Origin of the sequence: Pseudomonas sp. NIBRBAC000502773 (assembly GCF_006517195.1) — a bacterium.
GTDB classification, from domain to species: domain Bacteria; phylum Pseudomonadota; class Gammaproteobacteria; order Pseudomonadales; family Pseudomonadaceae; genus Aquipseudomonas; species Aquipseudomonas marginalis.
Window position 1 is genome coordinate 4,137,149 of the sequence record NZ_CP041189.1, and the last position, 24,862, is coordinate 4,162,010.

General features: G+C 62.1%; 20 protein-coding genes and 2 pseudogenes. 9 read left to right on the plus strand and 13 right to left on the minus strand.

Features of this window, described 5'->3' with window-relative positions; all coding sequences use genetic code 11:
• The first annotated feature begins 18 nt into the window (after nucleotides 1-18).
• Genes NIBR502773_RS18960 through NIBR502773_RS18970 form a run of 3 tightly spaced genes read left to right on the plus strand, consistent with a single transcriptional unit; the run spans nucleotide 19 to nucleotide 5,526 of the window.
• Nucleotides 19-1,239, plus strand: a complete 1,221-nt coding sequence (locus NIBR502773_RS18960; protein ID WP_141156672.1) for a TolC family protein — start codon at nucleotides 19-21, stop codon at nucleotides 1,237-1,239.
• 18 nt (nucleotides 1,240-1,257) lie between these two features.
• Nucleotides 1,258-2,364 (plus strand): efflux RND transporter periplasmic adaptor subunit, encoded by a 1,107-nt coding sequence (locus NIBR502773_RS18965; RefSeq protein WP_141156673.1) that lies wholly within the window; start codon nucleotides 1,258-1,260, stop codon nucleotides 2,362-2,364.
• Between the two features lie 18 nt (nucleotides 2,365-2,382).
• Nucleotides 2,383-5,526: a CusA/CzcA family heavy metal efflux RND transporter gene (locus NIBR502773_RS18970; protein WP_141156674.1), complete on the plus strand. Its 3,144-nt coding sequence runs from the start codon at nucleotides 2,383-2,385 to the stop codon at nucleotides 5,524-5,526.
• Nucleotides 5,527-5,579: 53 nt separating this feature from the next.
• Here NIBR502773_RS18970 and NIBR502773_RS18975 read toward each other — a convergent pair whose 3' ends face one another.
• The 3 genes from NIBR502773_RS18975 to NIBR502773_RS18985 all read right to left on the minus strand — a co-directional run bounded on the left by NIBR502773_RS18975 (nucleotide 5,580) and on the right by NIBR502773_RS18985 (nucleotide 9,313).
• On the minus strand, nucleotides 5,580-6,983 hold the full coding sequence (locus tag NIBR502773_RS18975) for a heavy metal sensor histidine kinase (protein ID WP_141156675.1): 1,404 nt from the start codon (nucleotides 6,981-6,983) through the stop codon (nucleotides 5,580-5,582).
• Nucleotides 6,980-7,654, minus strand: a complete 675-nt coding sequence (locus NIBR502773_RS18980) for a heavy metal response regulator transcription factor (protein ID WP_027606942.1) — start codon at nucleotides 7,652-7,654, stop codon at nucleotides 6,980-6,982. The genes NIBR502773_RS18975 and NIBR502773_RS18980 overlap by 4 nt, the downstream gene beginning before the upstream one ends.
• Before the next feature lie 339 nt (nucleotides 7,655-7,993).
• Nucleotides 7,994-9,313: an OprD family porin gene (locus NIBR502773_RS18985; RefSeq protein WP_065938412.1), complete on the minus strand. Its 1,320-nt coding sequence runs from the start codon at nucleotides 9,311-9,313 to the stop codon at nucleotides 7,994-7,996.
• Nucleotides 9,314-9,538: 225 nt separating this feature from the next.
• On the opposite strand from NIBR502773_RS18985, the gene NIBR502773_RS18990 reads away from it, so the two are divergent.
• The 4 genes and pseudogenes from NIBR502773_RS18990 (at nucleotide 9,539) to NIBR502773_RS19000 (ending at nucleotide 11,927) form a co-directional block, all read left to right on the plus strand.
• Nucleotides 9,539-9,871: a DUF2790 domain-containing protein gene (locus NIBR502773_RS18990; RefSeq protein ID WP_065938413.1), complete on the plus strand. Its 333-nt coding sequence runs from the start codon at nucleotides 9,539-9,541 to the stop codon at nucleotides 9,869-9,871.
• Nucleotides 9,872-10,066: 195 nt separating this feature from the next.
• Nucleotides 10,067-10,705, plus strand: a pseudogene (locus NIBR502773_RS31340) (PAS domain-containing protein); the annotation flags it as partial.
• Between the two features lie 159 nt (nucleotides 10,706-10,864).
• Nucleotides 10,865-11,293, plus strand: a pseudogene (locus NIBR502773_RS31345) (methyl-accepting chemotaxis protein); the annotation flags it as partial.
• A gap of 58 nt (nucleotides 11,294-11,351) precedes the next feature.
• Entirely contained in the window at nucleotides 11,352-11,927 is a 576-nt protein-coding gene (locus tag NIBR502773_RS19000; RefSeq protein WP_141156677.1) for a flavin reductase family protein, read from the plus strand.
• 6 nt (nucleotides 11,928-11,933) lie between these two features.
• Here the strand turns inward: NIBR502773_RS19000 and NIBR502773_RS19005 are convergent, their stop codons facing one another.
• Nucleotides 11,934-12,743, minus strand: a complete 810-nt coding sequence (locus NIBR502773_RS19005) for an AraC family transcriptional regulator (protein ID WP_065938415.1) — start codon at nucleotides 12,741-12,743, stop codon at nucleotides 11,934-11,936.
• Nucleotides 12,744-12,880: 137 nt separating this feature from the next.
• On the opposite strand from NIBR502773_RS19005, the gene NIBR502773_RS19010 reads away from it, so the two are divergent.
• Entirely contained in the window at nucleotides 12,881-13,519 is a 639-nt protein-coding gene (locus NIBR502773_RS19010; protein WP_141156678.1) for a LysE family transporter, read from the plus strand.
• 44 nt (nucleotides 13,520-13,563) lie between these two features.
• A complete protein-coding gene (gene ddlA, locus NIBR502773_RS19015) occupies nucleotides 13,564-14,658 on the plus strand; it encodes a D-alanine--D-alanine ligase (RefSeq protein ID WP_141156679.1) in 1,095 nt (364 codons plus the stop codon).
• A 26-nt stretch (nucleotides 14,659-14,684) separates the two neighbouring features.
• Here ddlA and NIBR502773_RS19020 read toward each other — a convergent pair whose 3' ends face one another.
• From NIBR502773_RS19020 to NIBR502773_RS19060, 9 genes are all read right to left on the minus strand, one after another.
• Complete coding sequence (locus NIBR502773_RS19020) at nucleotides 14,685-14,999, minus strand: DNA-binding transcriptional regulator (RefSeq protein WP_115486547.1); 315 nt, start codon at nucleotides 14,997-14,999, stop codon at nucleotides 14,685-14,687.
• 118 nt (nucleotides 15,000-15,117) lie between these two features.
• Nucleotides 15,118-15,843, minus strand: coding sequence for a peptidoglycan editing factor PgeF (pgeF, locus tag NIBR502773_RS19025; RefSeq protein ID WP_141156680.1), 726 nt, complete (start codon nucleotides 15,841-15,843; stop codon nucleotides 15,118-15,120).
• A 23-nt stretch (nucleotides 15,844-15,866) separates the two neighbouring features.
• Nucleotides 15,867-17,696 carry a gamma-glutamyltransferase gene (ggt, locus tag NIBR502773_RS19030; RefSeq protein ID WP_141156681.1) on the minus strand — a complete coding sequence of 610 codons (1,830 nt, stop codon included), beginning with the start codon at nucleotides 17,694-17,696 and terminating at the stop codon, nucleotides 15,867-15,869.
• A gap of 36 nt (nucleotides 17,697-17,732) precedes the next feature.
• Nucleotides 17,733-18,512, minus strand: coding sequence for a PhzF family phenazine biosynthesis protein (locus tag NIBR502773_RS19035; RefSeq protein WP_115486550.1), 780 nt, complete (start codon nucleotides 18,510-18,512; stop codon nucleotides 17,733-17,735).
• A 101-nt stretch (nucleotides 18,513-18,613) separates the two neighbouring features.
• Entirely contained in the window at nucleotides 18,614-21,055 is a 2,442-nt protein-coding gene (locus tag NIBR502773_RS19040) for a TonB-dependent siderophore receptor (protein WP_141156682.1), read from the minus strand.
• Nucleotides 21,056-21,159: 104 nt separating this feature from the next.
• Nucleotides 21,160-22,116 (minus strand): FecR family protein, encoded by a 957-nt coding sequence (locus NIBR502773_RS19045; RefSeq protein WP_141156683.1) that lies wholly within the window; start codon nucleotides 22,114-22,116, stop codon nucleotides 21,160-21,162.
• Nucleotides 22,109-22,636: an RNA polymerase sigma factor gene (locus NIBR502773_RS19050; protein WP_141156684.1), complete on the minus strand. Its 528-nt coding sequence runs from the start codon at nucleotides 22,634-22,636 to the stop codon at nucleotides 22,109-22,111. Before NIBR502773_RS19050 ends, NIBR502773_RS19045 begins: the two co-directional genes overlap by 8 nt.
• Nucleotides 22,637-22,767: 131 nt before the next feature.
• Nucleotides 22,768-23,601, minus strand: coding sequence for an EamA family transporter (locus NIBR502773_RS19055; protein ID WP_141156685.1), 834 nt, complete (start codon nucleotides 23,599-23,601; stop codon nucleotides 22,768-22,770).
• Between the two features lie 228 nt (nucleotides 23,602-23,829).
• Nucleotides 23,830-24,780, minus strand: coding sequence for a transporter (locus NIBR502773_RS19060; protein WP_083236335.1), 951 nt, complete (start codon nucleotides 24,778-24,780; stop codon nucleotides 23,830-23,832).
• Nucleotides 24,781-24,862 lie beyond the last annotated feature (82 nt).

Here is a 24,862-nt window from a genome sequence, read left to right on the forward strand (position 1 = left end):
GGGCGTGGAACTCTCGTTATGGCAATTTCCGTTAGAAAGCTGCTGGGGGCGACGCTGTTGTGGGGCGCCGCCAGCGTTGCCCAGGCACAAACCCTCACCCTCGACACCGCCCTGCAAACTGCCTTCGCCAACAACCCCGACCTGGCGGCTGCGCAATGGGACATCGAGATCGCCGCGGGCGGTCGCCAGCAGGCCGGGTTGATCCCCAATCCGGTGGCGTCCTGGGATGCCGAAGACACACGTCGCGATACGCGCACCACCACCCTCAAGCTCAGCCGAACCCTGGAACTGGGCGGCAAGCGCGGTGCCCGCATTGACGTGGCGACGCGTGCCCAGGACGCCGCCGCACTGGCCTTGGAACAGCGCCGCAACACGCTGCGCGCCGAGGTGATCGACGGCTACTACGGTGCCCTGCGTGCCCAGGAACGTCTCGATCTGGCGCAACGCTCCCTGGCGTTGGCCGAGCGCGGCCTGGTGGTCGCCAACGGCCGCGTGACTGCCGGCAAATCCTCACCGGTGGAAGCCATGCGGGCCCAGGTGCAGTTGTCGGAGATCCGCCTCGAACTCAACCGCGCGCAAATGGGCCTCACCGACGCCTATCGCCGCCTGGCCGCCAGTACCGGCAGCGCGGCGACCGACTTCCGGGCCGTCACCACGCCAAGCCACTCCACACCGCCGTTGCCGTCCGCCACGCACCTGTTGGCGCGCCTTGAACAGACCGCCGAACTGCGCCTGGCCGAACTGCAGATCGTGCAGAACGAAGCCAGCGTGGGCCTGGAAAAAGCCCAGCGCATCCCCGACCTGGATGTGTCCATCGGCAGTCAGTACGACGCCAGTGTGCGCGAGCGGGTGAACCTGGTCGGCGTGTCGATGCCGATTCCGTTGTTCAACCGCAACCAGGGCAACGTGCTCGCCGCCACGCGCCGTGTCGATCAGGCCCGCGACCAGCGCAACGCTGCTGAATTGCGTTTGCGCACCGAAACCCGCCAGGCCCTGGACCTGTGGCAAGCCGCGAACAGCGAAGTCCGCGCATTCAACCAGCAGATCCTGCCCGCCGCCCAAGGCGCGGTGGACAGCGCCACCCGCGGCTTCGAGATGGGCAAGTTCAGCTTCCTCGACGTGCTCGACGCCCAGCGCACCCTGATCGCGGCGCGCACCCAATACCTCGCGGCCACCGCCCAGGCCACCGATGCCTGGCTGCGCATCGAACGGATTTACGGCGACCTCGCCCGGTTTTGATTTTTTCTGGAGTGCCTTATGAATAAACGACACGGCGTGGCGCTTGCCGTCGCCTTGGGCCTGATGCTGTCCGGCGTGGCCAACGCCGAGGAAGAAGAAGGCACCCTCGAGCTGACTGAACAACAAATCCAGGCCGCCGGCATCGAGCTCGCCGAGGCCCGACCCCGGTCGATCAGCACATTGCTGACGCTGCCGGGGGAGGTGCGTTTCGACGAAGACCGCACCTCGCATATCGTCCCGCGCGCGGCCGGTGTGGTGGAATCCGTGAAGGTCAATCTTGGCCAGGCGGTGAAGAAGGGCGAGTTGCTCGCGGTGATCGCCAGCCAGCAGATTTCCGACCAGCGCAGTGAGCTGGCGGCCAGCGAGCGTCGGGTTGAACTGGCGCGTATTACCTTCCAGCGTGAACGCCAGCTGTGGCAGGACAAGATTTCCGCCGAGCAGGATTACCTGCTGGCGCGCCAAACCCTGCAAGAAGCCGAAATCGCGCTGAACAATGCGCGCCAAAAAATGACCGCGCTCAGCGGCAACACCGTGCTGGCCGGCGGCAATCGTTACGAACTGCGTGCGCCGTTCGCGGGCGTGGTGGTGGAAAAGCACCTCGGTGTCGGCGAGGTGGTGAGCGAGACCAGTAACGCCTTCACGCTGTCTGACCTGTCCCAGGTGTGGGTCACCTTCGGCGTATTTCCCAAGGATTTGAACAAGGTCCGGCTCGGCAAACCGGTGAAAGTCAGCTCCACGGAAATGGGCACCGACGTGCTGGGCACCGTGGCCTATGTCGGCAATTTGCTCGGCGAGCAAACGCGCACCGCCACCGTACGTGTGACGGTGCCCAACCCCGACGACGCCTGGCGCCCAGGACTGTTCGTCACCGTGCAACTGGCCACCGATACCTACCAGGCCAAGGTCGCCGTGCCGCAAACGGCGATCCAGACCGTCGAGGAAAAACCCTCGGTCTTCGTACGCACGCCTGACGGTTTTATCACCCGCCATCTCGAGCTTGGCGCCAGTGAAAACGGCTACGTCGAAGTGCGCCAAGGCCTGGAGGCCGGAGCTCAGGTGGCCACCACCGGCAGCTTCATCCTCAAGTCCGAATTGGGCAAGGGCTCGGCCGAGCACGCCCATTGATCCTGCGAGTGATTTCCCATGTTTGAGCGCCTTATCCAATTCGCCATCGAGCAGCGCATCATCGTGCTGCTGGCGGTGCTGTTGATGGCCGGTGTCGGCATTGCCAGCTATCAGAAACTGCCCATCGACGCGGTGCCCGACATCACCAATGTGCAGGTGCAGATCAACTCGGCGGCGGCCGGTTTTTCGCCGCTGGAGACCGAGCAGCGCATTACCTTTCCCATCGAAACCGCGATGGCCGGCTTGCCGGGCCTGCAGCAGACCCGTTCGCTGTCACGCTCCGGCTTGTCCCAGGTGACGGTGATCTTCAAGGACGGCACCGATCTGTTCTTCGCCCGCCAGTTGGTCAACGAGCGCCTGCAAGTGGCCCGCGAGCAATTGCCTGTGGGGATTGAAACCGCGATGGGGCCGATTTCCACCGGCCTCGGGGAAATTTTCCTGTGGACCGTGGAGGCCGAGGAGGGCGCACGCAAGGACGACGGCACGCCCTACACGCCGACCGACCTGCGGGTGATCCAGGACTGGATCATCAAGCCGCAACTGCGCAACGTGCCTGGTGTGGCCGAGATCAACACCATCGGCGGCTTCGCCAAGGAATACCAGATCGCCCCCGACCCCAAGCGCCTGGCGGCCTATAACCTGACCTTGAACGATCTGGTCACGTCGCTGGAGCGCAACAACGCCAACGTCGGCGCCGGCTACATCGAGCGCAGCGGCGAGCAGCTGTTGATTCGCGCGCCGGGGCAGGTGGCGTCCATCGACGATATCGCCAATATCGTCATCACCACGTCCGACGGCACGCCGATCCGCGTGCGCAATGTCGCCCAGGTCGAGATCGGTCGTGAACTGCGGACCGGCGCCGCCACGGAAAACGGCCGCGAAGTGGTGCTGGGCACGGTGTTTATGTTGATCGGAGAAAACAGCCGCACGGTGTCCCAGGCGGTGGCGTCCAGGCTCGAACAAATCAACCGTTCGCTGCCCGAAGGCGTGGTGGCGGTGACCGTCTACGACCGCACCAACCTTGTCGAAAAAGCCATTGCCACGGTGAAGAAAAACCTCTTCGAGGGTGCGCTGCTGGTGGTCGCGGTGCTGTTCCTGTTCCTCGGCAATATCCGCGCGGCGCTGATCACCGCGATGGTGATTCCCCTGGCGATGTTGTTCACCTTTACCGGCATGTTCACCCACAAAGTCAGCGCCAACCTGATGAGCCTCGGCGCGCTGGACTTCGGCATCATCGTCGACGGCGCGGTGGTGATCGTCGAGAACGCCATCCGCCGCCTGGCCCATGCGCAGCAGCGCCATGGCCGCCTGCTGACCCGCAGCGAGCGCCTGCACGAGGTGTTCGCGGCGGCCAAGGAAGCGCGGCGTGCGCTGATCTTCGGGCAGCTGATCATCATGGTCGTGTACCTGCCGATCTTCGCCCTTACCGGGGTGGCCGGGAAGATGTTCCACCCCATGGCGTTCACCGTGGTGATCGCGTTGTTGGGGGCGATGATTTTGTCGGTGACCTTCGTGCCTGCGGCGATTGCGCTGTTCGTGACCGGCAAGGTCAAGGAAGAAGAAAACCTGGTGATGCGTACCGCGCGCCGGGCCTATGGGCCGGTGCTGGATTGGGTGATGGCGCGCCGGCCACTGGTGTTCGGCTTGGCCGTGCTGACCATTGTTGCGTCGGGCGTGGTGGCCAGCCGCATGGGCAGTGAGTTTATCCCCAGCCTCAGCGAGGGCGACTTCGCCCAACAGGCCCTGCGCGTGCCCGGCACCAGCCTGACGCAATCGGTGCAGATGCAGCAGCAACTGGAAAAAAACCTGATGGCCCAGGTGCCGGAAATCGAACGGGTATTCGCCCGTACCGGTACGGCGGAAATCGCCTCCGACCCGATGCCGCCGAATATTTCCGACAGCTACGTGATGCTTAAACCGAAGGCGCAATGGCCGGACCCGAACAAATCCCGCGAAACCCTGATCGCCGATATCCAGCGCGCCAGTGCGATTGTGCCGGGCAGTGCGTACGAGCTGTCGCAACCGATCCAGCTGCGTTTCAACGAGCTGATTTCCGGGGTGCGCAGTGATGTGGCGGTGAAGGTGTTCGGCGACGACATGGCGGTGCTCAACACCACCGCCGCGGACATTGCCGAGACCCTGCAAGGCCTCGATGGCGCGTCGGAAGTGAAGGTCGAACAGACGTCCGGCCTACCGGTGCTGACCATCAATATCGACCGTGACAAAGCCGCGCGCTTTGGCCTGAATGTCGGCGATGTGCAGGACACCATTGCCGTCGCCGTCGGTGGGCGCCAGGCCGGTACCCTGTATGAAGGTGACCGGCGTTTCGACATGGTCGTGCGCTTGTCCGACGCGCTGCGTACTGATATCGACGGCTTGTCGCGGCTGTTGATTCCAGTGCCGGCGCTGGCCGGGAATGCGGCGGGGCAGTTGGGGTTCATTGCGTTGTCCCAGGTCGCCAGCCTGGACCTGGTGCTCGGCCCGAACCAGATCAGCCGCGAGAACGGCAAGCGCCTGGTGATCGTCAGTGCCAACGTGCGCGGGCGGGATATGGGGTCGTTCGTGGAAGAGGCCGAGGCTGCACTCACGGCGCAAGTGAAAGTGCCAGCGGGTTACTGGACCACCTGGGGCGGCCAGTTCGAACAGTTGAAGGAAGCCGCCGAGCGTTTGCAGATCGTGGTGCCGGTGGCGTTGCTGCTGGTGTTCGGGTTGCTGTTCATGATGTTCAACAACCTCAAGGACGGGCTGCTGGTGTTTACCGGGATTCCGTTCGCGTTGACCGGCGGGATCATGGCGCTGTGGTTGCGCGATATTCCACTGTCGATCTCGGCAGGCGTGGGCTTTATCGCCTTGTCCGGCGTGGCGGTGCTCAACGGCCTGGTGATGATTGCCTTCATCCGCAACCTGCGCGAGGAAGGGCGTTCGCTGTCGGTGGCTATCCACGAGGGCGCGCTGACCCGCCTGCGCCCGGTATTGATGACCGCGCTGGTGGCCTCCCTGGGGTTTATCCCCATGGCCCTGGCCACCGGCACCGGCGCCGAAGTGCAGCGTCCGTTGGCGACGGTGGTGATCGGCGGGATCATTTCTTCTACCTTGCTGACCTTGCTGGTGCTGCCGGCGTTGTACCAGTGGGCCCATCGCCGTGAAGAGGAGGCTGCCTGAGTTCTTCAAAAACACCGCAAAACAATGTGGGAGGGGGCAAGCCCCCTCCCACCCTAGACCTGCGTTGTTTTCAGGCGCAGAGGAAACACCAGGTTGAACCGTGTGAACCGCCCGGGCTGGCTGCTGACGTCGGCGTGCCCCTGATGCAGCTGCATGATCGACTGCACAATGGCCAGCCCCAGCCCCGTGCCACCTTCGGCGCGGGTACGGCTGCTGTCGGCGCGGTAGAAACGTTCGAACAGATGCGGCAGGTGGTGCGCTTCGATGCCACGCCCGGGGTTGCCCACCGACAACGCCACGCTCTGGTCGTAGGTCTCCACCAGCAGCAGCACGCTGGAGCCTTCGGGCGTATGGCGGATGGCATTGGACAGCAGGTTGGAAATCGCCCGCTGGATCATCAGGCGATCGCCCGTCACCCAGGCGTCGCCGCGCAGGTTGAGGGTCACGTGTTTGTCTTCGGCGCTGAGGGCGAACAGCGCCATCACCCGTTGTGCTTCTTCACCCAATGACACCGGGCCAAACCCGGCCCGCGCCGCCGGATGGCTGACCTGGGCCAGGAACAGCATGTCGGAGACGATGCGCGACAGGCGTTCCATTTCCTCGGTGCAGGATTCCAGCCCCGCCTTGTATTCCTCCGAGGGCCGTTCGCGGGACAGGGTCACCTGGGCCTTGCCCATCAGGTTGGTCAGCGGCGCGCGCAGCTCGTGGGCGAGGTCGTCGGAGAACTGCGACAGCTGCTGCACACCGGCGTCCAGGCGACGCAGCATTACGTTGATGCTTTGCGCCAACTCGCCCAGCTCCTGGGGCAGGTTATCGATGGATAAGCGGTGGGTCAGGTCCTGGGTCGTCACTTGGGCCGCGACATGGCTGAACTGCTTCAACGGTGCCAACCCACGCTGCACCAGCCACCAGGCGCCCATGCCGATCAGGACCAGCAGCATCGGCAGCGCGATGAGGGTAGCGCGCAGGTAGGCACTGAGCAGCGCCTGGTCATCCCTGCGGTCCAGCGACAGCAACACCCGTACGCGCTCGCCGCTGGCCAGGCGCATCAGGCTGGAGGCACTGAGTACCTGGTTGCCGTCCTGGTCTTGCCAGTTGAGATAACCGAGGGTTTCCCGGGGGGAGAAGTCGGTCAGCAACGGTTCCTGGGGTTTGGCACCGACACTGAGCAGCACCGCGTTATCGGGTGCGGTACCGACGATGGTCAGGTAGAAATTGTCGTGGCCCATCACCAGGTCCAGCAACGAGTGGGGGCGGGCTTTGATTGCCTGGGTGTCCAGGCCCAGCGCGAGGCTGTGCTGGAGCTGTTCCATCTTGCTTTCGAGGCCCTTGCGCGCGAGCTTTTCCAGCTCATGGGTCAAGGCCAGGTAGGCCAGGGTCGCCAGCAGCACCACCAGCCCGGCGCCCATGAGGCTGACCGTCAGCCCCAGGCGCATCGACAGGCTGCTGGTCCTCATTGGCGCGCCTCCAGCACATAACCCACGCCGCGAATGGTGTGGATCAATTTGACCTCGCTCTGGTCATCGACCTTGCCCCGCAGGCGGCTGATGGAGACCTCGACCACGTTGGTGTCGCAGTCGAAGTTCATGTCCCACACCAGCGAGATGATCTGCGTGCGGGTCATTACCTCGCCGGCCTGGCGCATCAACACATGCAGCAGGGCGAACTCCTTGGTGGTCAGGTCGATGCGCCGGCTGCCGCGATAGGCGCGATGGCGGCGCGGGTCCAGCTCCAGGTCCGCGACGCGCAGCACATCCGGCAGCGGGATATGTTCGCTGCGGCGCAGCAAGGTGCGCACTCGGGCCAGCAGCTCGGGGAACTCGAAGGGTTTGACCAGATAATCGTCGGCGCCCATGTCCAGGCCCTTGATCTTGTCGGCCAGGCGGCCACGCGCGGTCAGCATCATCACGCGCTGGTTGCCGTCCCGGCGCAGTTGTTCCAGTACCTCCCAGCCGTCGGTGTTGGGCAGGTTCACGTCGAGGATCACCAGTTCGTAGGTGTGCTGCCGGGCCAGGTGCAGGCCGTCGATGCCGCTGGCGGCGCAATCGACGACGTAGCCACTTTCGGTCAGGCCTTGCTGCAAGTAATCGGCGGTTTTCTGCTCGTCCTCAACCACAAGGATACGCATGGGGATTTACCTTCAAGGAAAACGAAAGGAGATGGCCTCATAGAGGCTTGAATAGGCTGTAGGAAAACTCTGAAGCCTGAAGTAGCTTTAGGGTCAAGCCGCGTCAGGCCAGTGCGACGATTCGTCACTGACCGGGCACGCAAAAAAAACGCCCCGGCTGGGGCGTATAAAATTCATCTCTGTTCCAAAGGAGCTACACAAAAGCCGCAGAGATGAGAGGTGTTCGATGCGCAGTATAAAAAGTGCAACTTAACGAGAAGGTGAGGCCGATATTACAGTTCTGACAGACTTCAACCTGTGAAGAGATGTAGGGCATCGGCAAGTGAATGTAAGCGCGTCTTAAAGCACCGCCAGTGGGTATTCGATAATGACGCGGACTTCTTCAAGGTCGGACTCGAATGAACTCGAGCGCACGGTGGCCTGGCGCAGCCGCAGCGATAAGTCCTTCAAGTTGCCGCTTTGCACCACGTACTTGGCTTCGATATCCCGCTCCCAACGGCGTTGGTCGGTGAGCGGATCGCCGGCGGCATCGCGGCGCATATACACTGCGTTGGCGTTGCTGTAGTCGGCGCCGGTGCCCTTGCCGTAGCGGGTCATGAACGACAGGCCGGGAATGCCGAATGGCTGCATGTCCAGGTCGTAGCGCAGCATCCACGAGCGCTCCTTGGGCGAGTTGAAGTCGCTGTACTGGATCGAGTTGTTGAGGAAGATCGAGTCCGACTGGCGCAGGTAATCGAAGTCGTCATCGCCGTTGTTGCGCTGGTGCGACACGGCCAGGCTGTGGGCGCCCACCTTCACGCCGAGCCGGGCGCTCCAGATGCTGTTATCGAATTCACCCAGCAGCTTTTTGCCTTCGTCCACGGCCTTGTAGTAGTTGATGTCGCCGAACAGCGAGACGTCTTCGTTCAGCGGGTAACTGGCGGCGCTGCCGACGTAGTACTGGTCCCAGGCGTCCTTCAGGCGGCTGCTGTACAGGCTCAGGCTGAGGTGTTTGTTGAGTTGGTAATCACCACCGGCATAGCCGATCCAGGGCGAGTCCACGGGGCCTGCGTAAAACGTCGCAAAGCCCTTGTTCATGCCGCTTTCGTTGGGCTGGCTCATGCCGCTCAGGCGCCCGCCCTGCAAGGTCAGGCCTTCCAGGCTGGTGTTCTGCAGGGTCACGCCACGGAAGCTTTCCGGCAACACCCGCGAATCGCCGTAGGCCACCACGGGGGTCAGCGGGAACACGTCGCCGGCCTTGATCACCGTGTCCAATACCCGCAGTTTCGCCGCGCCGCCGACCTTGCTGTAGTTGTCTTCGGGATGGTTGTTGCTGTCCACCGGCAGCACGCCGAACGAGCCCTTGCCGCCGCTGCGGCCGGTGCCCGAGTCGAGCTTCACGCCGACCATGGCGAAGGCGTCCAGGCCGAACCCTACGGTGCCCTGGGTAAAGCCGGATTCGAATTTACCGATCAGTCCCTGGGCCCAGGCTTCGGAATAGCCATTGCCGGTGGGGCTGGATTGGCCTTTGCGGTCATCACGGTTGAAGTAAAAATTGCGCGCCAGCACGTTCACGCTGCTGCCTTCGATAAACCCTTCAGGTTTGTCTTCCGCGGCCACGGCTGCCAGGGGCAATGTGGCGATCAGTGAAAGGGGAAGGGTGTAATAACGGATCCGCATGTTTCGCTCCTCGGTGTTGGCAGTTATCAGCTTCTTATGGAGGCGGGCGTTTTTATTGATCTGGCCCGGGCTGATAGTTGCAAACCGTGGATAACGATTGGGTGGCGTGAACATTACAATTCTGGAAGCTCGTCGCCACCTAACAAATAAGTAATGTTCTGGTGAACATCGCGTCAGGGTTGGTTCGTTAGTCTCGGTACTGAACTTTCAGTCGAGGAACAGGTGATGAACTTTTCTACCGCAGGCGTGGGTGTACTAACGGCCGTCCTGTCATTCGGTGCATTGGCCGAAGGCGGGGGTGACCGGACCTTTGCCCTGATGATGGAGCGCAATGAAAAAGCCATGGCCGCCTACGCCGAGAAAAACGGTAAGCCGGCGCCCCAGGTCCAGGTGTATCGCTATGGCATGGACCTGGACATTGCCAAGGTGGTCAACGTGACGCCGCCGATCCGCGCGTGCAGTACCGTGCCTTCGCGCATGACCTATGAAGACTCCAGCGGCAAGCTCACTACGCTGGAGTATCAAGTCATGGGGGTGTGCCGGAATAACGGCAGTTAATGGCGTCAAAAAAAAGAGTGGGGTGTAGCACCTGAGTTCGCTTCAGAAACAGCCCATAGGGCCGATGCAGCTCTGATACTTCTCTCCCATCGACCTCGGTGCCCTATGTTTAACACCCGCTTGAAGCAGGAGCTGTCCGCTCTTCGCGAAGAACTGTCCAGCTTGCAACAGGTCAGGGAGAGCCTGGAAAGCGAAATGCTCTGCCTGACGCTGGACGCAGAAGGTCGGGTTGAATGGGCCAATGCCAACTTTCTGCAGGAACTGGTCTACCAGAGTTCCACGCTGCTGGGGCGCCCCATCGAAGACCTGGTGCCCGCCCATGTGCGCCAGGACGAATTCCAGCAGCGCTTCAAGAACGCCCTGCTGCGCGGTGAGCATTTCGCCGGCGCCGTACGCCTGATGCGCGGCAACGGGCAGGAAGCCTGGTTGCGCTCGATTGTGCAGCCGGTGCGCAGTTCCGATGGGCGCATCAAGCACTTTTCGATTTACTCCAGCGACCTCACTCGCACCATCGAAGCGTCGCGCGAGCATGAAAACCTGATCACCGCGCTGGTGCGTTCCACCGCCGTGATCGAGTTCGACCTGGATGGGCATGTGCTGACCGCGAACGACCGTTTCCTCAACGGCATGGGCTACAGCCTGGCGCAGATCCAGGGCAAGCATCACCGTATCTTCTGTGAACCGCAGGAGTACAACAGCGCCGAGTATCAGCATTTCTGGAAACGCCTGAACGCCGGAGAATTCGTCGCAGCGCGCTTCAAACGTGTGGACAGCCATGGCCGCGTGGTGTGGCTGGAAGCCACCTACAATCCGGTGCTGGACGCCAATGATCGTTTGTACAAAGTGGTCAAGTTCGCCACGGTGATTACCGATCAGGTCAATCGGGAGCAAGCCGTCGCCGAGGCCGCGAACATTGCCTACAGCACCTCGTTGCATACCGACGACAGCGCCCAGCGCGGTACCACCGTGGTGACGCAGGCGGTGGAGGTGATGCGCGACCTGGCCACGCACATGCAGGCGGCGGGTGAAGGCATCGAGGCACTGAACGCGCAATCCCAAGTGATCGGCACCATCGTCAAGACCATCAGCGGCATTGCCGAACAGACCAATTTGCTGGCGCTCAACGCGGCCATCGAAGCGGCACGTGCCGGCGAGCAAGGCCGGGGCTTTGCGGTGGTGGCCGATGAGGTGCGCCAGTTGGCATCACGGACCAGCAAAGCCACCGAGGAAATTGTTGGTGTGGTGCGTCAGAACCAGGATATGGCCCGCGACGCGGTGGCCCTGATGACCGACGGCCGCCTGCAAGCCGAGCAAGGCCTGGCCCTGGCGGCGGAAGCGGGCACGGTGATCGTGGAGATCCAGGACGGCGCACAGAAGGTGGTCAGCGCCGTAGGACAATTCGCTAACCAACTGTCGAGCTGATCCATGGGGCTGATGCTTGAGGTATCGTAGGTTTTTTCGTTTGAAGAGCCGATCCTCCATGAGCCCTACCCACTGCCGCCCCGTTCCGTTGCCCAAGGCTTATCGTTTGCTCAACCACGGGCCAACCGTGCTGGTGAGTGCGGCCCACAACGGCCAGCGCAATATCATGGCAGCCGCCTGGGCCATGCCGCTGGATTTCGAACCGCCGAAAGTCGCCGTGGTGCTGGACAAGGCCACCTGGACTCGCCAATTGCTGGAAGGTGCCGGCAGCTTCGTGCTGCAGGTGCCCTGTGTGGCCCAGGTCGACCTCGTGCAGACGGTCGGCAATACCACCGGCACCCAGCGTGACAAGTTCGCTGCTTATGACCTGCAAACCTTCAACGGTGAACACACGGAGGCGCCGTTGCTGGAAGGCTGTGTAGCCTGGCTGGAATGCCGCTTGCTCCCCGAGCCCCACAACCAGCAGGCCTATGACCTGTTCCTCGGCGAAGTGGTCGCAGCCTATGCCGACGAACGTGTGTTCAGCGAAGGCCGCTGGCACTTCGAAGGGCATGATCAGTTACGCACCTTGCACCATGTAGCGGGTGGGCATTTCCTGAGCATCGGCGAGCCCATCGATGGGCATTCGCTATAAGCGCACTCAGCGCCCGAGCATCTTCACCCATCGCGACGGCGGCATACCGTAGGTGCTGCGAAATTGCCGGGTCATGTGGCTCTGGTCGGTGAAGCCGGCGGTCAGCGCCGCGTCCACCAGCGACTGCCCCTGCGCCAGCAGACTGCGCACCAGGTCCAGCCGGCGCATCGTCAGGTAGCGATAGGGGCTGGTGCCGAACAGCACGCGAAAGTCCCGTGACAATGCCCAGCGGTCGCGGCCGGCGTGGTCGGCCATTTCGTCCAGGGTGATGCTGCGGCCTAGGGCGCTGTGGATAAACTCCCGGGCGCGCTCGGCGGCGACGTAATCGAACGCCTTGCGGCTGACGATGGCGCCCGCGGCGTTGCTCAGCGCGTGGGCCAGGTCGAACATCGCGTCCTGTTCCTGCAATGGGTCGATGGGGTTATCCAGGTTTTGCAGCAGCACATCGCTGGCGCGGAACAGCCTGGGGTCAGTGGACAAGCCGCCGGGGATAAACGGCAACGGCTTGCCGCCAAGGATCTGCTGGATCAGCGACGGCTCCACGTAAATCATCCGGTACTTGAAACCCTCGTCACTGCCGGCGTGGCCGTCGTGGGTCTCATCGGGGTGAAGCACCATGGTCGTGCCGGGCAGGCTGTGGATCATGTCGCCGCGGTAGTGAAAACTCTGTACGCCAGACAAGGTACGCCCGATGGCATAGGTGTCATGGCGATGGGGGTCGAAGGCAAAGCCTGCAAAGTACGCCTCGATACGGTCCAGGCCGCTGGCATGGGGGGCACGGTGCAGCCAGTCGAAGTTGCGGGTCGGTTTGCCCATGGTGGCTTGTCACAAAAAGAGGTGGAAACACGTTAACCCAGTCTGCATCCCTTGTCTGCCGGGGTCTTGTACGATTGTGCAGGTGGCGGGCGAGGTCTATGCTCCCTGCTCGTGCCCTGCGCTGATGGAGCCGCCCCATGGAATTTATCAACCCCACCTATGTGGCGCCTCTGGTCTCGCTGGCCCTGCTGTGGACGGTGGCGGTGGTGACGCCTGGACCCAACTTCTTCAACACCGCGCAGTTGGCCGCCAGTTGTTCGCGCCGTCATGGCGTGGTGGCGTCGGCGGGCGTGGCTACCGGCACGATCATGTGGGGGCTGGCGGGTGGTCTGGGCATCAAGTCGCTGTTTACCGCCGCGCCCATGTTGTACCTGGCGTTCAAGATCATCGGCGGCTGCTACCTGATTTACCTGGGGCTGAAACTGTTCAAGCGCTCGGCACCGGCGATGGGCCAGGGCCTGTTGCCAGACGAAGCGCGCCGCTCGTTGTTTTCCGCCTGGCGCCTGGGGTTGCTGGGCAACCTGTCCAACCCCAAGGCCGCGTTGTTCGTCGCCACCATCTTCGCCTCCACTATGCCGCCGTCGCCGTCGCCGATGCTGCTGACCCTGGCGGTGATTACCATGGCCACCCTGTCGTTCAGCTGGTATTCCTGCGTGGCCCTGGTGTTTTCCAGTGCACACATGGCCAACCTCTACAGCCGCTCGCGCAAATGGCTCGACCGTTTTGCCGGCGGTTGCTACTTGTTGTTCGGCGCACACCTGGTAGCGAATCGCTGACTGTCCGTGGTAAGAAGCCTTACTTTCAACAGTGAGGCCGGGTCATGAGCAAGGTGCGGGTAGGGATTATTTTTGGTGGCCGTTCGGCCGAGCACGAAGTCTCGTTGCAGTCGGCGCGCAATATTGTCGATGCACTCGACCGCACCCGCTTCGAGCCGGTTTTGATCGGCATCGACAAGGCCGGCCACTGGCACCTCAACGACACCTCGAACTTCCTGATCAACCAGGAAAACCCGGCGCTCATCGCCCTCAACCAATCCAGCCGCGAACTGGCGGTGGTGCCCGGCAAGGCCAGCCAGCAGGTGGTGGAAACCTCCGGCAACGGCCTGCTGGCACACATCGACGTGATCTTCCCCATCGTCCACGGCACCCTCGGCGAAGACGGCTGCCTGCAAGGCCTGCTGCGCATGGCTGACCTGCCTTTCGTTGGCTCCGACGTGCTCGGCTCGGCGGTGTGCATGGACAAGGACATCAGCAAACGCCTGCTGCGCGATGCCGGCATTGCCGTGACGCCGTTCATCACCCTGACCCGCAGCAACGCCGGGCGTACTTCCTTTGAAACAGCGGTGAATAAACTCGGCCTGCCGATGTTCGTCAAACCGGCCAACCAGGGTTCTTCGGTGGGCGTGAGCAAGGTTGGCAACGAGGCTGAGTACCACGCCGCGGTTGAACTGGCCCTGGGTTTTGATCAAAAGGTGCTGGTGGAGTCGGCGGTTCAGGGCCGCGAAATTGAATGCGCCGTGCTGGGCAACGAAAACCCTGTGGCCAGCGGCTGCGGCGAGATCGTGGTGAACAGCGGCTTTTACTCCTACGACAGCAAATACATCGACGGCCAGGCGGCCCAGGTGGTGGTGCCGGCCGACATCAGCCATGAAGCCAGTGAGCGGATTCGCCGCTTGGCCCTTGAGGCATTTGAGGTGTTGGGGTGCGCAGGGTTGGCGCGGGTCGATGTGTTCCTGACCGACGATGGTGAAGTGCTGATCAACGAAATCAACTCACTGCCCGGCTTCACTCGCATCAGCATGTACCCCAAGCTGTGGCAGGCAGCGGGCATGAGCTACAGCGAGCTGGTGAGCCGGTTGATCGAGCTGGCGTTGGAGCGGCATGCGGGGCGTAAGGGCTTGAAGATCAGCCGTTGATCCTCATGGAGTGGCCAGTAACGCCATCAGGCGTTACTGAGGACTTCCCGAAAAACGTCTGGTCTTATGGCCGCAATATGCAGCAGTGAGCGTGCTGCGCCGGAGGGGGAACGACGCCCCTGTTCCCACTCCTGAAGGGTCCTTACCGAAACCCCCAAAAGTTCGGCAAATTTGGGTTGCGACAGTCCTGTCTTGCTTCTTGCTTCGGCAGCTTGAGTGATTTCGATCTGCTGCACGGCGCCGTAGCGTCCTGCTTTAACATCCTGAACAGCGCTCAGTAATTCTTCGCCGATATTGCGTTTGGCGTCACGTTCCTGCAGTTGTTTATCAGTGAGAGGCATGGTTCATCTCCTTCGCAATTTTGTACAGGATGTGCGCTGGAATATTCTCCGTAGCGCCCTTGCCGTAAATCTCTGAAGACATGTAGAGGATTTGAGAAAGAGTGTTGTAGGCCTTCTCCTATCGGTCTGTGCGAGCAATCCACGAATAAATCAACGTCTTCGCTTCCTCCGGCTGATGCGTCCTTCTGCGGTAGCTGGCAAACGTCGGCGACGTGCAGTAGGTGCACACCTCGCTCACGTCGATCTGCTCACGCTTGACACCTGCCGCTTGCAGCAACAACAACCCATACCCGCTCAAGTCAAACCACGCACTGCCTGCTTGCCTTGCATGGGGCGGATTGATTTGCGGGGACCGCAACGGTGCCGGTTGCACGTAGCTCCACGGTGCCTGGGCGTGTTGCCACAGGTGCCCTTGGTCACTCTGGAACTCGGCGATAAAGCCTTCGCTCACTTCATAACAGCACGGCTTGATCGATGGGCCGATAGCCACTTGCAGCTGGTCGGCTGCAATCCCTTCGGCGGCAAAGCGCTGCATGACGTTGGCGATAATCCCGCGTTGCAGCCCCTTCCAGCCGCCATGGACTGCGGCCACCCGTTCGCCGGTTTTCGACGCGAACAGAATGGGCAGGCAATCTGCGGTGATCACCGCGATCGGGTGAGCGTGGTGCGTCAACACCCCATCGGCCTCGATCGTATTGGCCACCTGGCCCGCCTGCCATTCAATCACCGAGGCGCTGTGCACTTGCTTGCAGATGAACACTTCATCTGGGCGCAGTGGGTCGTCGATCGAACAGAAACCGTGGTCGATGCCAGGGATGGCAGCGAGATTTTCAGCCTGATGCAAGGGCTTACCTCCGTTCAATAAAATCAGTCGCCGAGCGCTTCGCCTTCGCGCCGAGGGTCGGCGCCGCCGCTGAGCGACACCTTACCCTGGGCGTCCCGCTTGAGCACGATGGCCTGGATGCCGCTGGTCATGTCTATCTCGCTCAGCTCATGGCCCTTGTCCTTCAGCACTTGCTTCAGGCCTGGGCTGAACAAGCCCGCCTCCAGCTCGGTAGCCCCATTGCGGCTGCCGAAGTTGGGCAGGCTGATGGCGGCTTGCGGGTCGAGGTTCCAGTCGAGCATCGCCACCAGGGATTTGCTCACGTACTCGATGATTTGCGAGCCGCCCGGCGAACCGAGCGTGGCCAGCAACTCACCGCTCTCGCGGTCGAACACCAGGGTCGGCGCCATCGCCGAGCGCGGGCGTTTACCGGGTTGTACACGGTTGGCGACCGGCTGGCCGTTTTCTTCGGGGATGAAGGAGAAGTCGGTCATCTGGTTATTGAGCAAAAAGCCCTGGACCATCACATGGGAGCCAAACGCGGCTTCCACCGTGGTGGTCATCGACACGGCACCGCCCAGGTCATCTACGGCGACGACTTGTGACGTGGAGATGCGCAGCGGCGATCGGTCCGGTGCGTATGCGACTTGAATACCGGCCGGTCGGCCTGGCTTGGCGATGCCCATGCTGCGCTCGCCGATCAGCGTGGCACGCTGTGCCAGGTAGTTCGGGGCCACGAGGCCGGCCACCGGCACCGGTGTGAAGTCCGCATCGGCCACATACTGCGCGCGGTCGGCAAAGGCCAGGCGACCGGCTTCGGCGATCAGGTGCACGGCCTCGGGCGTGGGCTCAAGCCCGGCAGGCGAGGCGCTGTTTATCGGTGTCATCGGCGCGATGGCCAGGTGCGGGTCGCGGGCTTCCAGGGCCTGCAATGTGCCGAGCATCTGCGCGACCGCAATCCCGCCTGAGGACGGCGGCGGCATGCCGCAGACTTTCCAGCGCTTGTAATCGGTGCACAACGGCGCGCGTTCCTTGGCGACGTAGCCCTTGAGGTCTGCTTGAGTCAGGCTGCCGGCATTGCGGTTGCCTTGCACCTTGCGTGCAATCTCGTCGGCAATCGGCCCGTGGTACAGGGCGTCCGGTCCTTCCTTGGCAATGCGTTTGAACACAGCGGCCAGCGCCGGGTTTTTCAGCCGTGTACCGGTGGCTTTAGGCGTGCCATCGGCATTCAGGAAATAGGCCGCCATCTCCGGCGATTGCGGGATAAAGCGGTCAGCGGCGATCAGGCTGTGCAAGCGCGGTGAAATTGCGAAGCCCTGCTCCGACAAGCGAATCGCCGGCTCGAACAACTGGGCCCATTGCAGGCGGCCGGTCTTCCTATGGGCCATTTCCAGGGCCCGCAGCACCCCTGGCGTGCCCACCGAGCGCCCGCCGATCTGCGCGTCGGTGAAGGCCATCGGCGTGCCGTCGGCGTTCAGGAACAACCGCTCGGTCGCCCCGGCCGGAGCCGTTTCCCGGCCGTCATAGGCGTGCACGTTTTTCCCATCCCACAGCATGATGAACGCACCGCCGCCAATGCCGGAGGATTGTGGTTCCACCAGGGTCAACACCGCCTGCATCGCAATGGCAGCGTCAATGGCCGAGCCGCCCTGGCGCAACATTTCGCGTCCGGCCTCGGCCGCCAGCGGGTTGGCGGCGGCGGCCATATGGCGCTCGGCATGGCGGGTGCTGAGGTCGGTGCGATAGCCCGAGCCCAACTCCGGTGCCGGTGGCTGGTCGTTGACCGGGGTGTGGCAGGCAGCCAGGGCAAGGGCTGCGGCCATGAGTGGCAGTTGGCGGCGGGAAATCGAAAACACGTGCTGAACTCCGTTCATTGTGCGAATGATCTGTTGTCCGTGGGGCGCTGCGGTTTACAGGTAAATCGTGCCTTGCATGTACAACACTGCCTTGCCGGAAATAATCACGCGGTCGCCCTGCAGCTCGCAGTGCAACTGACCCTTGCGCTGGCCCCCTTGTTCGGCCGTCAAGTGCGATTTGCCCAGGCGCTCGGCCCAGAACGGTGCCAGCGAGGTGTGTGCCGAGCCGGTGACCGGGTCTTCATCGATCCCCACATTCGGCCCGAACCAGCGTGAAATAAAATCAAACCGGGTGCTCTTGGCAGTGACTGCAATCCCGCGTTTTGGCAGGCCCTTGAGCTGCGCAAAGTCAGGCGTCAGCGCGGCGACCTGGGCTTCGTCGTCCACCAGCACGATGTAGTCATCGGTGCCGAACACGTCGGCGCTCTCGATCCCCAGGGCACTCAACATTCCGGCGGGCGGTTCGCAGCGCTGTGGTTGCCGGGCGGGGAAATCCATCGCCAGTTCATCGCCATTGCGCGTCACCCGTAGCTCGCCGCTGCGGGTGGCAAAGCGCAGCACCTGGGGTGCATCCGCCAGTGCGTGAATCAACACCCACGCCGTCGCCAGCGTGGCATGGCCGCACAGGTCGACTTCGACTTGCGGGGTAAACCAGCGCAACTCGTAGAACCCATCGCGGGGCACGAAGTAGGCGGTTTCGGAGAGGTTGTTTTCGGCGGCGATATGCTGCAGTTGCTCATCGGGCAGCCACTCGGTGAGCGGGCACACCGCGGCAGGGTTGCCGCCGAAGGCATGTTGGCTGAAGGCGTCGACTTGGTAGATGTCCAGTTTCACCGTGAAGCACTCCGTGTGTGGGGGGAGGCTGGACACTAACAGTGGTAAGGGAGTGCGTCAAAAGCGGCCTACCCTCGGGATAGGCCGTGTGGCTCAGGCAATCAAAAGTCCCAGCGCGTGGTCAGCATGAAGTGACGCGGTGCGCCGTAGATAGCGGAGTTGTAGAAGCCCACGTTGGTGTAATACGGCTTATCGAACACGTTATTGAGGTTCAGCGTGGTCGACAGGTTTTTCGTGAATTGGTAGCGCGTCATCAGGTCCACCACCCAGTAGGACTCCTGGGAAAATTTCTCGGTGGTGTCTTTGGGGCTGTTGTAGATGTCCTGCCACACCGTGTTCTGCCAGCGCAGGCCGCCGCCGACGCTGACTTTGTCCAACTCGCCCTTGAGCTTGTAGATCGTGAACATGCTCACTTGATCCTCGGGCTCGAAGGTCGAGATTTTTTTGCCGGCGTCGTCGCGTACCACCTTGTGGGTGTAGCCACCCTGCAACTGCCAGCCTGGAGCGATTTCGCCGGACAGCTCCAGTTCGTAGCCCTTGGTCGTCGCGTCGGTGCCCTTGAAGGCAAAGTTGGGCGGTGTCGGGGTCTGGTTGTTGTACGCATCGTCGGGCAGGGAGCGGTTGCTTTCCTTCACCTCGAAGTACGCCAGGCTGGCGTTCAGGCGTCCGTCGAGGAACTCACCCTTGAGGCCCACTTCATAGTTCTCGCCTTCGTCCGGGTCAATCAGCTTGCGGTTACGGTCGAGGTTGTAGCTTTCCTGGGGCATGAAGACATCGGTGTAGCTGACATAGGCCGACAGGTTGTCCGTGAGGTCATAGATGGCTCCGGCATAGGGAATGAAGCGTCCGGTTTCACGGTAGGTATCGGTGCTGCCGGTCAGGGTGTAGTCGACCACGCGCCCGCCTAGCAACAGTTTCAGGTCGTTGGTGAGGTTCCAGCGGGTGGTGAGGTACATGCCGGTCTGGCGAATGGTGTCGTCGGTGACTTGGGAGGCCACGCCCCAGTCGGGCTTGGCCAGGTTGCCATGCCAGTTGACGTAGTCGACCAGGTTGATGGTGGGGAAGGTTTCGTCCCAATAGCCCTTGCCCTTCCAGTGGGCGGTGCTGATGGATCCACCGATCACCAGGTCATGTTCACGCCCGAGGAAATTGAACGGGCCGCTGATATACAGGTCGGCCGAGTCGCTGGTGGTTTCGCCCTTGTAGCGCTGGGCGTTGATATTGGCGGTGCCGTCCGCCGCCGGCTGGTAGAACTGGATCGCGCCCATCTGGGCGTCGTAGCCGTTGAGTTTGTGGTCCAGTTGCAGTTTGGTCACCCAGCCGTCGCCGAGGTCGTGCTCCAGGTTCGCGAACACCGTACGGGTGTATTGCTGCCAACTGCTCCAGTCAGTGGCATTGCTGAAGGAGCGCTTGGCATTGTTCAACTCGCCGGCATGGTTGAACAGCGGGAAACTGCCGGACCAGGTGGAGCCTTTGGGTTTGCTGTCCTGATAATCGGCGCCCACGGTGAGCAAGGTGTCGGGTGACAGGTCGAATTCGAGAATGCCGTAGAACACCGAGCTTTTGTTCGAGTAGCGGTCGATCCACGACTTGTTGTCCTGATAGGCCGCCACGGCACGCCCACGCACATTGCCGGTTTCGGTCAGCGGGCCGCTGACGTCCACTTCCGTGCGGTAGTGATCCCAGGTGCCCGCCGCCGTGGTGATGTGGCCGAGAAATTCCGCCGTAGGTTTCTTGCGCACCAGGTTGATGGTGCCGCCCAGGGAACCGGCGCCGCTGAGCAGGCCGGAGGCGCCCTTGAGCACTTCGACCCGGTCATAGATCGCCATGTCGCTCAGGGTGTTGCCCGCCGAATAGGCCACGTTGCGCACGGCCGAAGGAATACCGTCGTACTGGAAATTGTTGATCGAAAAACCGCGTGAGTAGTAATTGCTGCGGTCGGTGTCGTAGGCCGACACGGTAATGCCAGGGGTATGGCGCATCACGTCGTCGACACTGTCGAGGGCGAAGTCATCCATGTGCTGGCGGGTGACGACACTGATGGACTGCGGCGTTTCACGCGGGGTCAGCACCAGGCGCGTGGCCGTGGCGATGGTGCCCGGGGTGTAGGAGCCGGTGCCTTCGGTGACGGTGCCCAACTGGTTGCTGATCACGGTGGTGGTGCCCAGTTGCAGGGCCGCGCCGGGTTGTTCGGTGCGGGTCAGTATGACCGCGTTGGGACCATTGAGCTCGAAGCTCAGGGGCGTGCCTTTGAGTAACTGGGCCAGCGCCTCCAGGGCGGTCATGCGGCCGCTGACGCCAGGCGACTCGACGCCTTGGGCCAAGTCCGCCGCATAGGCAATTTGCAGCCCGCTCTGCACACTCAATTGATCCAGGGCATTGACCAGCGACTGACGCGCTATGGCAAAGCTGCGGGTATCTGCTGCTTCACGAATGGCCGGCTTGCCCGCCGGTTCCACGGCAACCGCAGTGCTGCACGCCAGGCAGACGGCAAGCGCAAGAATGCTACGGGCGTGGGTCGGATTGAGTGCTGGAAAGTGCATGTGAGTCCCGTTAGAAATAGGAATGATTTGCAAAGGCAAAGTTCTTGACGGGTTGAAGCTTCGAAAGCCGTAAAACTTTTTGCGACGGGGTCAGGGGCTCTGTATCAGCGAATAATCAGGATGCCACCCGGCAGGCGTTGGATGTGGGTGGAAGTGACTCTACTCAACGCCTGCACGATCGCCTGGGGGTCATCCAATTGGTAATTGCCGCTGACCCGCTCACCGGCAGCGGTATCGTTCAATAGCAGGATCGGTGAGGGATAATAGCGACGGATCTCTGACAACACCTGTGCCAGCGGCGCGTTCTGGAACGACAGCCGTCCGTTGATCCAGGCCATCTGCTGTTCGCCACCTTCCAGGGACAGCGGTTGCAGGTGCCCACCCAGCAACTGTTGCCAGTTGCCCGCCTGCAACAGGCTCTGTTCGCCCTTGCGGTTGGCGAAGCGCACGCGGCCTTGTCGCACGGCGACGGTGACGCCCGCGTCGCGCTGGCTGACGCTGAATTGCGTGCCGACTACGGTCACGCTGGCCTCGGCGGTTTCGATGCTAAGAGGGCGCTCTGAGTCGTGTGCGGCTTCGACGTAGAGCTCGCCGCGCAGCAGCTTGATGCGGCGATGGGCGCCGTCGAAAGCGATGCTGATGGCGCTGTGGCTGCCCAGCACGATGTGCGAGCCGTCCTCCAGGTCAAAGCGTTCCAATTGCGCAACGTCGGTCATGTGGTCAGCCTGCAGGCGCATCGGCACATCGGTCATCCAACCGATGCCCAGCGTGATCAATACGGCAGCGGCGGCAGCCATAAAGCGTGTCTTGCGGTGCGTGGCGGCTTGCGGGGCAGGGGGTAATTCCAGGTCGCCGGCGAGGTTTTTCAAGGCTTGCTCGAAGGCGCGGCTTTCCCACAGCGCGGCCAGTTCCGCATACGCCGTGGCGTGCCGGGGATCCGCGTCGCGCCACTGCTCAAAGCGCTGGCGGGTGATGGGGTTGCGCACCGTCTCATCGCGCTGGGCGAACCAGTCGGTCGCCTGCTTACGTATGACATCGGGGGTGTCGGCGCGATCAATCATGGTAGGTCGTTTGCTTGACGCAGGCAGTGAGGGCTTGGCGCAGATCTTTTTCCACCGTGCTCAACGACACCTGCAGGCGTTGGGCGATCTCGCTTTGGGACAGGTCATGCAATCGATGCAATACCAGGATTTGTTGCTGGCGTTTGGGCAAGGTAGCGAGCACCTGATGAAACTGCAGCAGTTGTTGTTGGCCCTGGGCCTGGCTCTCCGGACCGGGTGCCGTGGTGGGCACCTCGACAATCAGGCTTTCGGCCAGATGGCACTCATAGCGCCTTTTACTGCGCACACTGCGCAGATGATCAAAGGCCAGGTACTGCGCAGTTTGATAAAGAAACGGCTTCAAGTGTTCGATAGGGCGAGCGTACAGTGCTTTCGCCACCTTCAGGTAGGTTTCCTGGGCCAGGTCCTCCGCCTGGCTCGAACAGCCGACGACGCGCGACAGCATACGGATTAACGCACTGCGCTGCCCGATAAAAACGGCGCTGAGTTTTTCCTGATCCCCTGGCGTCCCTGTCTCCATGGCCCCGATACCCTGATGCGGCGTTGCTCGAATAGCAGGCATACTAATGAGAAGTTGTCTCATTTGATAGGGTGGTGGGGGATTTGTTCGGTGGCCAGTCCAGCCAGGCATCTCCTGGGTTCGACCGCGCGTCAGCCCAGTCGCAATACCATAGCCCCACAGGCAATGATGCATGCAGCCATGATGCGGCGGCCGGTCAGTTGCTCTTTGAGCACCAGTGCCGAGATCACCACGCCAAACAGGATCGACGTCTCCCTGAGCGCCGAAACCGTGGCGATCGGTGCCGCCGTCATTGCCCAAAGTGCCAGTCCGTAGGACACGACGGTGCCGAAGCCACCGATAACACCTGGGCGCCAGTGGCGCGCCAGATAGCGGCAGAATTCGCGCCGCCTGACGGCAAATGCCCATACGGCAAGCGCGAGGCCGGTGAGCAGGAATATCCACAGCGTATAGGCCGCCGGGGCGCCGGACTTGCGCACACCCACACCGTCGATAAGGGTGTAGCCGGCGATGACTGCCGCGTTGACCAGCGCCAGGAGCATGCCTTTTCGCTGACCGATGCTGGGGGCGGCAGCCATGCTCAGAATGCCGATGCAGATGATGGCAATGCCGAGCCAGGCGAATGAGGACAAGGATTCGGACAACAGTCCCACGCTCGCTGTCGCCACCAGTAACGGCGCGGTGCCGCGCATGATCGGGTAGGTCTGGCTCATGTCGGCAATGTGGTAAGTCGAGGCGACCAGCACGAAATACACCACCTGCAAAATCACCGACGCACCGATGAAGGGCCAACTTTCCTTGGCCGGCAGCTCCAGAAACGGAATGACCGTCGCTGCGATCAGCGATGCAATGGACGCGATCATGCAGGTGGTCAGCAGCTTGTTGTCACCGCCCTTGACCACGGCATTCCAAGTGGCGTGCAACGCAGCGCCCAGCATGATGATTGCGAACACATCAAGGCTCATGAAGGAACGTCCTATTGGCTCAGTTCTGTACCCAGGAGGGGGGCTGCGAGTATGCCCCAGGCACTTTCTTCAAGGCATAAAAAAACGGTCTACCTTTCGGTAAGCCGTTATCAGTACCGGGTTACGCGTCAATTGAGGGCAAATGCTGTTCGATTACGCCTGGTCGCCCCATGCCCGGATATGTTTTAACGCCAGGCGTTATCGAGTAGCCCTGAATGAGATTTTTGCTCAGAACACCTGCAACAGTCGAACGTTGATGCGGGCGCTTTCCTTGAAGCCATTTTCAACCTCAAGGTCGCGCCCGAGCGCCACCAGCAGTTGCGTCTTCGGGCGGATGAAGTAACTGCCACCCACGCTGATTTTTCGTTGCCGAGCTTCGTCGTCGCTGTCAACGCCATTGACCCGGGTCTCACCGCCCCAGGTCTGTGACAGGCCGACGAAAGCGTTGGCTCCGGGGGTGAACTGGTAACGCAAATATCCCTGCCCCTGGTAGAGCTGTTTCTGCTTGAGCGTGTCGCCGGCAGCGCCGTAGTTGTCGTTCTTGCCGTGGAACATGACGTCGCCGGTCAAGTCGACATACCAATTGTCGGTCAGCCCTTTGACGAAACCTACCTGTAAATCAAACTTCCAGCGGTTTTCCCCCAGATTGAGCGGGCGGTCGTGGCTATAGCTACCCGTTGGAAGGTACAGATAGGGCGCTATGGCTAGATAGGTGCGAGACGCTGAGTCGTTGATCAACCAGACTGGTGCGGCCAGGATAACGTCACCTACCCCGCTGGTCTTGCCCAGTGCACTCGTGTCGCGCCCGGCATCCAGCCGGCCGAACGGTACCAGGATCTGGGGGCCTACCGTCAGCCCGCCAATCGTGGTGTAGTGCACCAGCCTCCCGATACCGACATCCGAGACCAGCCGAGGATCCCGCGCCGTCTGCCGTCCCTGGGCATAGAGTTTGTTGCGCTCGGCATGCTGCAGGTACAGCAACCCCGCCGTCGTACCCTCCGGCGCCGGGACGAAATCACCGATGTCCACATCGATGGCGCGCGCGGTCATCGGCACCATCGTGACCATCGGTAGACAGGCCAAGGCCAATACCTTGTTCATGCTGCTCAGGGGCGAGTGGGTACCGGCCTTTGACACGTGGCCGGTCCTGCGGGCGACGCTGGAGAATGCTTGGGTCATTACGGAAGTCCTCTCTCGAGTAGTCATCTGTCATTGATCGGCCGGCGAAGTGCGGCGACACAGGACAACGCGGCAGTGCGCA

Bases quoted from the DNA above. Each gene is read 5' to 3' on its own strand.
- ggt (WP_141156681.1), bottom strand. From the start codon at position 17,696: ATGAACGGAGTTCAGCACGTGTTTTCGATTTCCCGCCGCCAACTGCCA.
- NIBR502773_RS19050 (WP_141156684.1), bottom strand. From the start codon at position 22,636: ATGGAGACAGGGACGCCAGGGGATCAGGAAAAACTCAGCGCCGTTTTT.
- NIBR502773_RS19000 (WP_141156677.1), top strand. From the start codon at position 11,352: ATGAGCCCTACCCACTGCCGCCCCGTTCCGTTGCCCAAGGCTTATCGT.
- NIBR502773_RS18975 (WP_141156675.1), bottom strand. From the start codon at position 6,983: ATGAGGACCAGCAGCCTGTCGATGCGCCTGGGGCTGACGGTCAGCCTC.
- NIBR502773_RS19055 (WP_141156685.1), bottom strand. From the start codon at position 23,601: ATGAGCCTTGATGTGTTCGCAATCATCATGCTGGGCGCTGCGTTGCAC.
- NIBR502773_RS19010 (WP_141156678.1), top strand. From the start codon at position 12,881: ATGGAATTTATCAACCCCACCTATGTGGCGCCTCTGGTCTCGCTGGCC.
- NIBR502773_RS18965 (WP_141156673.1), top strand. From the start codon at position 1,258: ATGAATAAACGACACGGCGTGGCGCTTGCCGTCGCCTTGGGCCTGATG.
- NIBR502773_RS18980 (WP_027606942.1), bottom strand. From the start codon at position 7,654: ATGCGTATCCTTGTGGTTGAGGACGAGCAGAAAACCGCCGATTACTTG.
- ddlA (WP_141156679.1), top strand. From the start codon at position 13,564: ATGAGCAAGGTGCGGGTAGGGATTATTTTTGGTGGCCGTTCGGCCGAG.
- NIBR502773_RS18960 (WP_141156672.1), top strand. From the start codon at position 19: ATGGCAATTTCCGTTAGAAAGCTGCTGGGGGCGACGCTGTTGTGGGGC.
- NIBR502773_RS19060 (WP_083236335.1), bottom strand. From the start codon at position 24,780: ATGACCCAAGCATTCTCCAGCGTCGCCCGCAGGACCGGCCACGTGTCA.
- NIBR502773_RS19020 (WP_115486547.1), bottom strand. From the start codon at position 14,999: ATGCCTCTCACTGATAAACAACTGCAGGAACGTGACGCCAAACGCAAT.
- NIBR502773_RS18970 (WP_141156674.1), top strand. From the start codon at position 2,383: ATGTTTGAGCGCCTTATCCAATTCGCCATCGAGCAGCGCATCATCGTG.
- NIBR502773_RS19040 (WP_141156682.1), bottom strand. From the start codon at position 21,055: ATGCACTTTCCAGCACTCAATCCGACCCACGCCCGTAGCATTCTTGCG.
- NIBR502773_RS18990 (WP_065938413.1), top strand. From the start codon at position 9,539: ATGAACTTTTCTACCGCAGGCGTGGGTGTACTAACGGCCGTCCTGTCA.
- NIBR502773_RS19045 (WP_141156683.1), bottom strand. From the start codon at position 22,116: ATGATTGATCGCGCCGACACCCCCGATGTCATACGTAAGCAGGCGACC.
- NIBR502773_RS19005 (WP_065938415.1), bottom strand. From the start codon at position 12,743: ATGGGCAAACCGACCCGCAACTTCGACTGGCTGCACCGTGCCCCCCAT.
- NIBR502773_RS18985 (WP_065938412.1), bottom strand. From the start codon at position 9,313: ATGCGGATCCGTTATTACACCCTTCCCCTTTCACTGATCGCCACATTG.